At 70.2% G+C, this 12,843-nt stretch carries 13 protein-coding genes; 12 read left to right on the forward strand and 1 reads right to left on the reverse strand.

Going from position 1 to position 12,843, the window contains the following annotated elements:
* The first annotated feature begins 32 nt into the window (after positions 1-32).
* From F7R91_RS30450 to F7R91_RS30470, 5 genes are all read left to right on the forward strand, one after another.
* Entirely contained in the window at positions 33-434 is a 402-nt protein-coding gene (locus F7R91_RS30450) for a YraN family protein (protein WP_150954057.1), read from the forward strand.
* Positions 434-2,059 (forward strand): YifB family Mg chelatase-like AAA ATPase, encoded by a 1,626-nt coding sequence (locus F7R91_RS30455; RefSeq protein WP_150954060.1) that lies wholly within the window; start codon positions 434-436, stop codon positions 2,057-2,059. Before F7R91_RS30450 ends, F7R91_RS30455 begins: the two co-directional genes overlap by 1 nt.
* Positions 2,056-3,216: a DNA-processing protein DprA gene (gene dprA / locus F7R91_RS30460; protein ID WP_150954063.1), complete on the forward strand. Its 1,161-nt coding sequence runs from the start codon at positions 2,056-2,058 to the stop codon at positions 3,214-3,216. Before F7R91_RS30455 ends, dprA begins: the two co-directional genes overlap by 4 nt.
* 272 nt (positions 3,217-3,488) lie before the next feature.
* Entirely contained in the window at positions 3,489-4,331 is an 843-nt protein-coding gene (gene whiG, locus F7R91_RS30465) for an RNA polymerase sigma factor WhiG (RefSeq protein WP_150954066.1), read from the forward strand.
* Between the two features lie 133 nt (positions 4,332-4,464).
* A complete protein-coding gene (locus F7R91_RS30470) occupies positions 4,465-5,022 on the forward strand; it encodes a TetR/AcrR family transcriptional regulator (RefSeq protein ID WP_150954296.1) in 558 nt (185 codons plus the stop codon).
* A 176-nt stretch (positions 5,023-5,198) separates the two neighbouring features.
* Here the strand turns inward: F7R91_RS30470 and F7R91_RS30475 are convergent, their stop codons facing one another.
* Positions 5,199-5,810 (reverse strand): M23 family metallopeptidase, encoded by a 612-nt coding sequence (locus F7R91_RS30475; RefSeq protein WP_150954068.1) that lies wholly within the window; start codon positions 5,808-5,810, stop codon positions 5,199-5,201.
* A gap of 270 nt (positions 5,811-6,080) precedes the next feature.
* On the opposite strand from F7R91_RS30475, the gene rpsB reads away from it, so the two are divergent.
* The 7 genes from rpsB to rlmN all read left to right on the forward strand — a co-directional run bounded on the left by rpsB (position 6,081) and on the right by rlmN (position 12,649).
* Positions 6,081-6,992 (forward strand): 30S ribosomal protein S2, encoded by a 912-nt coding sequence (rpsB, locus tag F7R91_RS30480; protein ID WP_150954071.1) that lies wholly within the window; start codon positions 6,081-6,083, stop codon positions 6,990-6,992.
* Positions 6,993-7,087: 95 nt separating this feature from the next.
* On the forward strand, positions 7,088-7,924 hold the full coding sequence (gene tsf, locus F7R91_RS30485; RefSeq protein ID WP_150954074.1) for a translation elongation factor Ts: 837 nt from the start codon (positions 7,088-7,090) through the stop codon (positions 7,922-7,924).
* A gap of 195 nt (positions 7,925-8,119) precedes the next feature.
* Entirely contained in the window at positions 8,120-8,878 is a 759-nt protein-coding gene (gene pyrH, locus F7R91_RS30490; protein WP_150954076.1) for a UMP kinase, read from the forward strand.
* A gap of 130 nt (positions 8,879-9,008) precedes the next feature.
* The gene (gene frr / locus F7R91_RS30495) at positions 9,009-9,566 is read left to right on the forward strand and encodes a ribosome recycling factor (RefSeq protein ID WP_150954080.1); all 558 of its coding nucleotides are present in this window, start codon (positions 9,009-9,011) and stop codon (positions 9,564-9,566) included.
* Positions 9,566-10,783: a phosphatidate cytidylyltransferase gene (locus F7R91_RS30500; protein ID WP_150954083.1), complete on the forward strand. Its 1,218-nt coding sequence runs from the start codon at positions 9,566-9,568 to the stop codon at positions 10,781-10,783. The genes frr and F7R91_RS30500 overlap by 1 nt, the downstream gene beginning before the upstream one ends.
* 205 nt (positions 10,784-10,988) lie before the next feature.
* Positions 10,989-11,441 (forward strand): SRPBCC family protein, encoded by a 453-nt coding sequence (locus tag F7R91_RS30505; RefSeq protein WP_150954086.1) that lies wholly within the window; start codon positions 10,989-10,991, stop codon positions 11,439-11,441.
* Between the two features lie 101 nt (positions 11,442-11,542).
* Positions 11,543-12,649, forward strand: coding sequence for a 23S rRNA (adenine(2503)-C(2))-methyltransferase RlmN (rlmN, locus tag F7R91_RS30510; protein ID WP_150954089.1), 1,107 nt, complete (start codon positions 11,543-11,545; stop codon positions 12,647-12,649).
* Positions 12,650-12,843: the final 194 nt, after the last annotated feature.

Consider the following 12,843-nt stretch of genomic DNA (forward strand, 5'->3'; position numbering starts at 1 on the left):
TCCACCAAGATCCACTTCTTGGGGGCGGTTGCGTGACGGTTGGCGCCGGAGGTGGTGCCGACATGAACGCAGACCGGGCACGCAGTGCACTCGGCACATACGGCGAGGATCTGGCCGCGCGGCGGCTGGGCGAGGCCGGAATGACGGTCCTGGAGCGCAACTGGCGCTGCGGGCGGGCCGGAGAGATCGACATCGTGGCGCGGGACGGCGACGTCCTGGTCGTCTGCGAGGTCAAGACCCGCAGGGCGGGTCCCTTCCAGCACCCCATGGCAGCGGTCACGCCCGTGAAGGCGGACCGTCTGCGGGGCCTCGCGGAACGCTGGACGCAGGAACACGGGGGCGCACCACCGGGCGGGGTCCGCATCGATCTGATCGGCGTCGTCCTGCCCCGTCGCGGCGCGCCCGTCGTCGAGCATGTGCGGGGGGTGGCCTGATGGGATTCGCCCGTACGTGTGCGGTGACGCTGGTCGGCGTCGAGGGCGTGGTGGTCGAGGTCCAGGCCGACCTGGAACCGGGCGTCGCGGCGTTCACGCTGGTCGGACTGCCCGACAAGAGCCTGACGGAGAGCCGGGACCGGGTGCGTGCTGCGGTGGTCAACTCGGGCGGCGAATGGCCTCAGAAGAAACTGACGGTCGGTCTCAGCCCGGCCTCCGTGCCGAAGGCGGGCAGCGGCTTCGATCTCGCCGTCGCCTGCGCCGTGCTCGGTGCCGCCGAGCGGATCGACCCGCGGGTCCTGGCCGACATCGTGATGATCGGGGAGCTCGGCCTGGACGGACGGGTGCGTCCGGTACGGGGCATCCTGCCCGCGGTGCTGGCCGCCGCGGACGCCGGCTACGAGCAGGTGGTCGTGCCGGAGTGCGCAGCCGCCGAGGCTTCCCTGGTCCCCGGTGTGTCGGTGCTGGGCGTGCGCAGCCTGCGCCAGCTGATCGCCGTGCTCGCCGACGAGCCCGTGCCCGACGAGGAGCCCGTCGACCCGGGCCGCCCCGATCCGCTCCTCGCGGGTCTGCGCATGCCGGGCACCGGCGCGGCCACGGGAGCGCACAGCATGGGCGCCGCACAGCACGACCACGGCCATGACCTGGCCGATGTCGTGGGCCAGATCTCGGCACGCACGGCGGTGGAGGTTGCCGCGGCCGGGGGACACCACCTCTTCCTCGAAGGTCCGCCAGGCGCCGGCAAGACGATGCTCGCGGAACGGCTGCCCGCCATCCTGCCCCGGCTCAGCCGCGAGGAGTCGCTGGAGGTGACGGCGGTGCACTCGGTGGCGGGCCTGCTGCCGCCCGGCAAACCACTGATCGACATCGCCCCCTACTGCGCCCCGCACCACTCGGCGACGATGCAGGCACTGGTCGGCGGCGGCCCAGGTATCGCCCGGCCGGGAGCGGTGTCACTGTCCCACCGGGGCGTTCTCTTCCTGGACGAGACACCGGAATTCAGCAGCCAGGCTCTCGATGCGCTGCGCCAGCCGCTGGAGGCGGGCCATGTCGTGATCGCCCGCAGCGCAGGGGTCGTGCGCTTCCCGGCGAAGTTCCTGATGGTGCTGGCCGCGAACCCGTGTCCGTGCGGCCGCTTCTCCCTCAAGGACTCGCTGTGCGAATGCCCGCCCTCGGCCATCCGCCGCTATCAGGCCCGGCTGTCCGGCCCGCTCCTGGACCGGGTCGATCTACGGGTCGAGGTGGACCGGGTGACACGGGCGGAGCTGACCGAACGCGGTGCCCGGGGAGAGTCCACCGAGACGGTCGCCGACCGGGTGCGGGCGGCCAGAGAGCGGGCGGTGGCACGACTCGCCGGCACCCCGTGGCGCACCAACAGCGACATCCCGGGCCGTGAACTGCGCAACCGCTGGCACGCCGTGACCGGCGCCATGGACGAAGCCGAACGGAACCTGGAGCGGGGCGTACTGACCGCTCGCGGAATCGACCGCGTCCTGCGCGTCGCCTGGACCGTCGCGGACCTCGTCGGCCATGACCGGCCGGACGCGACGGACGTCGCCCTCGCGCTGCAACTGCGCACCGGAGTGCCGCGAGGCGTGCCCATGGCCATCGGGGCGCTGACATGAGCGCCGGTGACGACCCGGATCACGAACTGCTCGCCCGTGTCTTCCTCACCCGTGTCATCGAGCCCGGCGACGAGGTCTGCGGACGGTGGATGCGGGAGTGCGGGGTCCGGGAGGCGGCACGGCGGCTGCGGGACGGCGGGCCGCGGCCACCGGCGGTCAGTGAGAAACGGTGGGCGGGGCTGCGGGCCCGGGCCGGGCAGGCCGAGCCCCGCCGGGACCTCGACGTGGCGCGGGAAGCCGGGGTGCGGTTCGTGTGCCCCGGCGACGCCGAGTGGCCCGGACAGCTCGACGACCTGGGCGACACACGGCCGCTGGGGTTGTGGGTCCGCGGTCGGCCCAGTCTGCGGATATGGGCACTGCGGTCCGTCGCCGTGGTCGGCGCCCGGGCCTGCACCGAGTACGGCGCCCATATGGCGGCCACCCTCGCCGCGGGGCTCGCCGAGCGTGGCTGGGTGGTGGTGTCCGGGGGCGCCTACGGCGTCGACGGAGCCGCCCATCGCGGCGCCCTCGCTGCGGGCGGTGCCACCGTCGCCGTGCTCGCCTGCGGCGTCGACCGGCCCTACCCGCGCGGGCACACCGGGCTGATCACCAGGATCGCCGAACAGGGACTGGTGGTCGGCGAGTTGCCGCCCGGCGATCATCCGACGCCGAGCAGATTCGTTCTGCGCAACCGGGTCATCGCAGCTCTCACCAGGGGAACCGTGGTCGTCGAGGCCGCCTACCGCAGCGGCTCACTGGTCACCGCCCGGGCGGCGCAGCGGCTGGGACGTCACACGATGGGCGTACCCGGCCCGGCCACCAGCGCACTCTCCGCGGGCGTGCACGAGCTGCTGCGCAAGGACGCGGTCCTGGTCACCGACGCCGCGGAGGTCGTCGAACTGGTCGGCGACATGGGCGAGCTGGCCCCGGACCGGCTCGGGCCGGTGCTGCCGCGCGACCTGCTCGACGCCCCCACCCGGCATGTCCTGGCCGCACTGCCTGCCCGCCGCGCCGCCACGGCGGAAGAGATCGCGCGCGGTGCGCAGACGACGCAGGACGACGCGATCGCGAGGCTGTACGAACTCCGATCACTTGGTTACGTCGAACGACACGGCGACGGCTGGAAGTTGACACGCCAGTCGATGATCTCCGTACGCGGTGATCGGAGCCGCTGCTGACCGAGCGTGTTCGGCCGTCCGGGGGAACCCTGACGCCCTTGAGAAATCCCGGAGTTGGCGCAAACCGGTGATCACGCACAGCGATCGGCGCGCCTCGGCAGGGCGTTCAGCGGAACGTATCTGCGCACGCGATGAGCATCGCTCTTCGCACACCGCGACACTCCAGTCACGCTACGCTCACGGGGGTTCTCACGCAGACAGGCAATCTCGACATCAGACCGACAGCTCACTCAAGCAGCTGCACTTCACGGCAGAACGGCACAAGGCGACGAATGCCCCAGCACACCTCCGGGTCCGACCGGGCGGCGATCCCCGCAGCCGCCCGCGACGGTGGCAGCGTGCGGCCCCCCGCTCCCTCGACGCTCGACGAGTTGTGGCGGTCGTACAAGGCGACGGGGGACGAGCGGCTGCGCGAGCAGCTGATCCTGCACTACTCGCCGCTCGTGAAGTACGTGGCCGGCCGGGTGAGCGTGGGTCTGCCGCCCAATGTCGAGCAGGCGGACTTCGTTTCCTCCGGAGTGTTCGGGCTGATCGACGCGATCGAGAAGTTCGACATCGACCGGGAGATCAAGTTCGAGACGTACGCGATCACCCGGATCCGCGGCGCGATGATCGACGAGCTGCGGGCGCTGGACTGGATTCCGCGGTCCGTGCGGCAGAAGGCACGCAACGTCGAGCGGGCCTACGCCACGCTGGAGGCGCGGCTGCGGCGCACACCCACCGAGAGCGAGGTCGCCGCGGAAATGGGGATCGCGGTGGACGAACTCCACGCGGTCTTCAGCCAATTGTCGCTGGCGAACGTGGTCGCCCTGGAGGAGCTGCTGCATGTGGGGGGCGAGAGCGGCGACCGGCTCAGCCTGATGGACACACTGGAGGACACCGCCGCCGACAACCCCGTGGAGGTGGCCGAGGACCGGGAGCTGCGGCGGTTTCTGGCGCGGGCGATCAACACGCTGCCCGAGCGGGAGAAGACCGTGGTCACGCTGTACTACTACGAGGGCCTGACGCTCGCCGAGATCGGGAACGTGCTGGGAGTGACCGAGAGCCGGGTGAGTCAGATCCACACCAAGTCCGTGCTGCAGCTGCGCGCGAAGCTGGCGAGTTTTGGACGTTGACCGGAGCCGGCGGCCAGTGGCCGTGGCCGGTCGTCGGGTGGCCGTCGAACGCGCGTCGGTCGCGTGGAGTGACTCCCGTGCGGGGTGCCGCGTCCGTACAGTGGTTGACGTGCCAAGGATTCGAGCGGCCTCCGTGGCCGAGCACCGGTCGATGCAGCGAGCCGCCCTGCTGGACGCGGCTCGTTCCCTGTTGTCCGAGGGCGGGACGGAGGCGCTGACCTTCCCGGCCCTTGCCGAGCGGACGGGGCTCGCCCGGTCGTCCGTGTACGAGTACTTCCGGTCCCGGGCGGCTGTGGTCGAGGAGCTGTGCGAGGTCGACTTCCCGGTCTGGGCCGCCGAGGTGTCGGCTGCGATGGAACGGGAGGACTCGGCGGAGGCCAAGGTCGAGGCCTATGTGCGGCAGCAGCTGGCGCTGGTCGGGGACCGGCGGCACCGGGCCGTGGTGGCGATCTCGGCGAGTGAGCTGGACGCCGGGGCCCGCGAGAAGATCCGGGCCGCGCACGGGGGCCTCGTCGCGATGATCGTCGAAGCGCTGGGGGAGATGGGGCACGCGGAGCCCCGGCTGGCGGCGATGCTGCTGCAGGGAGTCGTGGACGCGGCTGTGCGGCGCATCGAACTGGGGGCGGCGGAAGATCCGTCGGCGATCACGGCCGCGGCGGTTTCGATGGCGCTGCGGGGTGTGCGGGGCTGAGGTCGACTGCGGTCGGCGTGGGGCAGTGCTATGCCGTGCAGCATGTCGAGCTGGTCGGCTGTGGCCGGGGTGGGGTGGGTTTCGCGGTCCGGCGCTGACGGGTGCCGTGCGCGCCCTCCCGTGCCGCCGCGGCGGCACGACTGCCTGCCGGGAGGCCCGCGGTTGGCGGCTCGCGGCTACGGGAGTGGCACTCCGTGCACCGGTAGTAGGCGGGACGGGCCCCTGCGGAGCAGCCATGGTGGCAGTACCGACAGGGGGTCCAGGTAGGTCTCCCCTCTGAGCAGACCCCAGTGCACACACGCGGCCGTGCAGTGCGAGCCCGTGGGTTCCACCGTGCCCACAACGCCGCCTGCCGCCACCTCGTCGCCCTTCCGCACCGACGCTCGTACCGGCTCGTACGTCGTCCTCAGGGGTGGGGAGCCCGTGTCCGTCAGTTCGACCGAGACGACGCCCCTGCCGGCCACCCGGCCCGCGAAGGACACCCGGCCCGCCGCGATCGCCCGTACCGCAGTGCCTGCTGGCGCGGCCATGTCCACGCCCCGGTGTCCGCGCCCGTACACCGTCGCCGGAGGCTCCCAGCCGCGCAGGACCACGGGCCTCGTGCCCACCGGGCCCACCGGCCAAGTGCGGGCCACGGGAGGGACCGGCGTGCCACGGCCCGCCGGCTCCCACGACGGCGGCCGCGCCGCGACGCCCGGCCGGGCCGTCGAGGTGACCACCGTCGCCGTCAGCAACAGCAGCAGCCACAGCTCCCTACATACCCGCCGCTCAAATCGGTTCACTCGCATGCGAGAACCGTCCCGCAGCTGCGTCGATCATGGCCGGGATCTGTGGACTACCGGTCGGTTGTGGACAGCGGCGTCACCCGGTGCCTCGCCGGTCCCGTACACTTCTTCTGGCGATCCGGGTCACCGGGTCGACTTCGCACGCCCCGACACCAGGTGATCAAAAGCCGGTGTCAGCGCTCCTCGGTCCTTCGCGGCACGGCGCACGTGGGCGTCAGGCGCGAGTGCCGTCCGGCACCCGCGGCACAACCGAGAAATTCAAGGAGAACGGCCATGGCCGTCGTCACGATGCGGGAGCTGCTGGAGAGCGGCGTCCACTTCGGTCACCAGACCCGTCGCTGGAACCCGAAGATGAAGCGCTTCATCTTCACCGAGCGCAACGGCATCTACATCATCGACCTGCTCCAGTCGCTGTCGTACATCGACCGCGCCTACGAGTTCGTCAAGGAGACCGTCGCCCACGGCGGCACGGTCATGTTCGTCGGCACGAAGAAGCAGGCGCAGGAGGCCATCGCCGAGCAGGCCACCCGCGTCGGCATGCCCTACGTCAACCAGCGCTGGCTGGGCGGCATGCTCACCAACTTCTCGACCGTCTACAAGCGTCTGCAGCGCCTCAAGGAGCTCGAGCAGATCGACTTCGAGGATGTCGCGGCGTCCGGTCTGACCAAGAAGGAGCTCCTGGTCCTCTCCCGTGAGAAGGCCAAGCTGGAGAAGACCCTCGGCGGTATCCGCGAGATGCAGAAGGTGCCCAGCGCCGTCTGGATCGTGGACACCAAGAAGGAGCACATCGCGGTCGGCGAGGCCCGGAAGCTCAACATCCCGGTCGTCGCCATCCTCGACACCAACTGCGACCCCGACGAGGTCGACTACAAGATCCCGGGCAACGACGACGCGATCCGCTCCGTCACCCTGCTCACCCGTGTGATCGCCGACGCGGTCGCCGAGGGCCTCATCGCCCGCTCCGGTGTCGCCGCCGAGGGCAAGGGTGAGAAGGCCGCGGGCGAGCCGCTGGCCGAGTGGGAGCGCGACCTGCTCGAGGGCGAGAAGAAGGCCGACGAGGCTCCGGCTACCGAGGCTCCCGCTGCCGAGGCCGAGGCCCCCGCCGCCGAGGCTCCGGCTGCCGAGGCTCCCGCCGCCGAGGCTCCGGCCGCTGAGGCCCCCGCCGCGGACGCCGAGCAGGCCTGACCCCTCACCGCTTCGGGTCAAGGACGGCGGGGGTCGCAAACCCCCGCCGTCCGGCCCGTAGATCTTCAGAGACTTCGAGAGAGACTCCAGGAATCATGGCGAACTACACCGCCGCCGACGTCAAGAAGCTCCGTGAGCTCACCGGCGCCGGCATGATGGACTGCAAGAAGGCGCTGGACGAGGCCGAGGGCAACGTCGAGAAGGCCGTCGAGGCGCTCCGTATCAAGGGCCAGAAGGGCGTCGCCAAGCGCGAGGGCCGCTCCGCCGAGAACGGCGCCGTGGTCTCCGTCATCGCCGACGACAACTCCTCCGGTGTCCTGGTCGAGCTGAAGTGCGAGACGGACTTCGTCGCCAAGGGCGACAAGTTCCAGGCCGTCGCCAAGGCGATCGCCGAGCACGTCGCGAAGACCTCCCCGGCCGACATCGAGGCGCTCCTCGCCTCCGAGATCGAGGCCGGCAAGACCGTTCAGGCGTTCGTGGACGAGGCCAACGCCAACCTGGGCGAGAAGATCGTCCTGGACCGCTACGCGCAGTTCGCCGACGGCTTCGTGACGGCGTACATGCACCGCACGATGCCCGACCTGCCGCCGCAGATCGGTGTACTCGTCGAGTTCGACAAGCCGAACGCCGACGTCGCCAAGGGCATCGCCCAGCACATCGCCGCCTTCGCGCCGAAGTACCTCTCCAAGGAGGACGTGCCGGCCGAGGTCGTCGAGTCCGAGCGCCGCGTCGCCGAGGAGACCACCCGCGCCGAGGGCAAGCCCGAGGCCGCCCTGCCGAAGATCGTCGAGGGTCGCCTCAACGGCTTCTTCAAGGACGCCACGCTGCTGGGCCAGCCGTACGCGCTCGACAACAAGAAGTCCGTCCAGAAGATCCTGGACGAGGCGGGTGTCACCCTGAAGCGCTTCTCGCGTATCAAGGTCGGCATCTGAGTCCGTACCGCGATCGACGCGCGATCCTGGGAGTAATCCCGCTAGGGTCGACAGCAGTCGTCCGAGTACGCCGCTGCACACGCGCGTGTGGCGGACGACAGCAGATCTGACGAGGAGGCCATTGCCGCGTATGGGTTGCGAACCACACCCCACCGGCAATGGTCTTCTTCGTATGTGCACCATGAGGAGAACGCCATGACCACGAAGGCCCAGAAGAGCGACGACGGCAAAGTACGCGGCCGGTTTCTGCTGAAGCTGTCCGGAGAGGCCTTCTCCGGAGGCGGGGGCCTGGGCGTGGACCCCGATGTGGTGCACAAGATCGCCCGCGAGATCGCGGCCGTCGTACGCGACGGAGCGGAGATCGCGGTCGTCATCGGCGGCGGCAACTTCTTCCGCGGAGCCGAACTGCAGCAGCGCGGCATGGACCGGGCTCGCTCGGACTACATGGGCATGCTCGGCACGGTCATGAACTGCCTCGCCCTCCAGGACTTCCTGGAGAAGGAGGGCATCGACAGCCGGGTGCAGACCGCCATCACGATGGGGCAGGTCGCCGAGCCGTACATCCCGCTGCGTGCCGTGCGCCATCTGCAGAAGGGCCGCGTGGTCATCTTCGGTGCCGGTATGGGCATGCCGTACTTCTCCACCGACACCACCGCCGCCCAGCGCGCCCTGGAGATCGACGCCGAGGCGCTGCTGATGGGCAAGAACGGCGTGGACGGAGTCTACGACTCCGACCCGAAGGCCAACCCGGACGCCGTCAAGTTCGACTCCCTCGGCTACGGCGAGGTCATCACCCGCGACCTCAAGGTCGCCGACGCCACGGCGATCACGTTGTGCCGCGACAACAAGCTTCCGATCCTGGTCTTCGAGCTTCTGACGGAGGGCAATATCGCGCGCGCCGTCAAGGGTGAGAAGATCGGCACGCTTGTCGGTGACCAAGGCAGCCAGGGCTGATCACCCTGACCGGGGGATGGACAATGTCCTGCCGGTCGGGAACCGTGCAGGAAGAAGACGCGACGCAGCCGGCCGCCGCCCCCGTCAAGGAACCGCAGCCGGGCCTACTCAAGACACGCAGGAGCAAGTGGTGATCGAAGAGACCCTCCTCGAGGCCGAGGAGAAGATGGAGAAGGCCGTCGTGGTCGCCAAGGAGGACTTCGCCGCGATCCGCACCGGGCGTGCGCACCCGGCGATGTTCAACAAGATCGTGGCCGACTACTACGGTGCGCCGACGCCGATCAACCAGCTGGCCTCGTTCTCCGTGCCGGAGCCGCGCATGGCCGTCGTGACCCCGTTCGACAAGAGCGCGCTGCGCAACATCGAGCAGGCGATCCGCGACTCGGACCTGGGCGTCAACCCCAGCAATGACGGCAACATCATCCGTGTGGTGTTCCCCGAGCTCACCGAGGAGCGCCGCCGCGAGTACATCAAGGTCGCCAAGGGCAAGGGCGAGGACGCCAAGGTGTCCATCCGCTCCGTCCGCCGCAAGGCCAAGGACGCCATCGACAAGCTGATCAAGGACGGCGAGATCGGCGAGGACGAGGGCCGCCGTGCGGAGAAGGAGCTCGACGACACGACGCACAAGTACGTCGCCCAGGTGGACGAACTCCTCAAGCACAAGGAATCGGAGCTGCTCGAGGTCTGATGAACGACTCTTCCTGGGGAGCGCCGCCACAAGCCGGGTACTGGGGGCCGTCCGACCAGGGGCCTGTCCAGGGGGCAGCCCCGGCGGGTCCCGCGTACGATGCGCATGACGCGCAGCACACTCGCCCCATGCCCATCGCGCCCGACGCACCCGCTCATGGCGGACACCAGGATGACGACCGGGGGGCCGCTCGGCTGAGCGGCCCCTTGTTCCGCGACGAGCCGCAGCAGTTGTACGACCCGTCGCAGCTGTACGACCCGCCGCAGACTCCGCCGTACGACCCGCTGCAGGCCCAGCCGTACGGGACCTACGACACGCCGCAGGCCCACCCCTACGGGGAGGTGCCGCAGAATCCGGAGCCCATGCCCGACGCCTCGCAGCCGGCTCCCGCGCCGCAGAAGAAGAGCGCGGGCCGGGACCTGAGTGCGGCCATAGGGGTCGGTATCGGGCTCGGCGTGGTGATCGTCGCGTCGCTGTTCGTCGTCAAAGCCGTGTTCGTCGGGGTGATAACGGCCGCCGTCGTGGTGGGCCTGTGGGAGCTGACCACGCGGCTCGAGGAGCGCAAGGGCATCAAGGCGCCCCTGGTCCCGCTCGCGCTCGGCGGCGCCGCAATGGTCGTCTCCGGGTACGTCCGCGGCGCCGAGGGCGCCTGGGTGGCCATGGCGCTCACCGCGCTGGCCGTCCTGGTCTGGCGGATGACGCAACCACCGGAGGGCTACCTCAAGGACGTCACGGCGGGCGTGTTCGCGGCGTTCTACGTCCCCTTCCTGGCCACGTTCGTCGCGATGATGCTGACCGCCGACGACGGCCCCTTCCGCGTGCTGACGTTCCTGGTCCTGACGGTCGTCAGCGACACCGGCGCGTACGCCGTCGGCTGGCGCTTCGGCAAGCACAAGCTCGCCCCGCGCATCAGCCCCGGCAAGACCCGCGAGGGCCTGCTCGGGGCCATCGCGTTCGCGATGGTGGCGGGCGCGCTGTGCATGCAGTTCCTGATCGACGACGGCCGCTGGTGGCAGGGCCTGCTGCTCGGCCTCGCGGTCGCGGCCAGCGCCACGCTGGGCGACCTCGGCGAGTCCATGATCAAGCGGGATCTGGGCATCAAGGACATGGGCACGCTGCTCCCCGGGCACGGCGGGATCATGGACCGGCTGGACTCACTGCTGCCGACGGCTCCCGTGGTGTGGCTGCTGATGGTGCTGTTCGTCGGGTCCGGCTGAGGGCCCGGCCGACCGGAACGAGTCGCACGGAGCCCCTGCCGTTTCGAGGACTACGAGGACTTCGAGGACTTCGAGGACTTCGGGGTCGTCGAGGGCGGGGGCTCCTCCGCGTCACGGCGTCCTCGGGCGATGGCGCCCCGACCGGACGGGTGGGACGATTCCGGTGCAGGCCCCCATAACGGGGTCGCCTCGGAAAGGGGGAGCCATGTCCGGCTTCCACGAAGAGATCGACGTCAACCGCACTCCCGAAGATGTCTGGGCCTACGTCATCGACCCCTCCCACCTGCCCGAATGGCAGGCGAGCGCCATCTCCGCGGAGCAACTCGACGAGGGCCCGATGGGTGTCGGCTCCCGCGTCCGGGTCACCCGGCATGTGGGCCGCCGCCGCGAGATGCCGATGACCATGGAGGTCACCGAGTTCCAGCCGCCGCACACCTGGGGCATGCGCGGGATCGACGGCCCCATCCGGGGACACGTCCACGGCGAGATCACCCCCCTCGACGACGGCCGCGCCTCCCGCGTGACCTTGGACCTCGACTTCGAGGGCCACGGCGTCGGCAAGGTCCTCCTGCCCCTCGTCGTGCGCCCCCAGGTCCGCAAGGAGCTCCCGCGCAACGAACAACTGCTCAAGGACCGCCTGGAGCACACGGCCGCGTAGCACGGCCTCCCCGGGCTCCACTACGACGCGCGCAGCCGCCGCGTCGGCCCTGCTGGAGCCCGGGTCGGTGTCGCTTGTGGATCTGCGACACTGGTACGGCCATGCCTAAGCCCGGAGAACTCACTTTCGTCGCCCCCCGCGGAGCCCAGAAGCCGCCGCGGCATCTTGCCGATCTCACGCCCGCCGAGCGCAAGGACGCTGTTGCCGCGGTCGGGGAGAAGGCGTTTCGTGCCAAGCAGCTTTCGCAGCACTACTTCGCGCGGTATGCGCACGACCCGGAGCAGTGGACCGACATTCCGGCCGCTTCCCGGGGCCGGCTGCGCGAGGCGCTGCTTCCGGAGCTGATGACGGTCGTGCGGCATCTGTCGACCGACCAGGACACCACCCGTAAGACCCTGTGGCGGCTGTTCGACGGGACGCTCGTCGAGTCGGTGCTGATGCGCTATCCGGACCGGGTGACGATGTGCATCAGCTCCCAGGCCGGGTGCGGGATGAACTGCCCGTTCTGTGCGACCGGGCAGGCGGGGCTGGACCGGAACCTGTCCACCGCCGAGATCGTGCATCAGATCGTGGACGGGATGAGAGCCCTGAGGGACGGGGAGATTCCCGGTGGCCCCGCGCGGCTGTCCAACATCGTCTTCATGGGCATGGGCGAGCCCCTCGCCAACTACAACCGGGTGGTCGGGGCCATTCGCCGGCTCACCGACCCCGAGCCCGACGGCCTCGGCCTGTCGCAGCGCGGCATCACCGTCTCGACGGTCGGCCTCGTCCCGGCCATCCACCGCTTCGCCGACGAGGGCTTCAAGTGCCGGCTCGCCATCTCGCTGCACGCCCCGGACGACGAGCTGCGCGACACCCTCGTCCCCGTGAACACGCGGTGGAAGGTGCGGGAGGTGCTCGACGCCGGGTTCGAGTACGTCGGGAAGTCCGGGCGCCGGCTGTCGATCGAGTACGCGCTGATCCGGGACATCAACGACCAGGCCTGGCGTGGTGACCGGCTCGGCCGGCTTCTCCGGGGTAAGCCGGTGCATGTCAACCTGATCCCGCTCAACCCGACGCCGGGCTCGAAGTGGACCGCTTCCCGGCCGGAGGACGAGAAGGCGTTCGTGGAGGCGATCGCCGCCCATGGTGTGCCGGTGACCGTCCGGGACACCCGTGGTCAGGAGATCGACGGGGCGTGTGGTCAGCTCGCCGCGACCGAGCGGTAGTCTGACCGGCGTAAGGACTCGTTCATCAGCTCAACATCTTCATCATCCGACAGGGGAGCGCCACAGCGCTGAGAGTGCGGGACGGACCGCAGACCCTCTGAACCTTGCCCAGGTCATTCTGGGTAGGAAGTTCGGTCATCACTCAAGCTGTTGCGCCCTGCCCGGGAACTGTCAGAGGTCCCGGGCAGGGCCGC

The sequence above is a fragment of the Streptomyces luteolifulvus genome (assembly GCF_008806595.1).
Taxonomy (GTDB): Bacteria; Actinomycetota; Actinomycetes; order Streptomycetales; family Streptomycetaceae; genus Streptomyces; species Streptomyces luteolifulvus.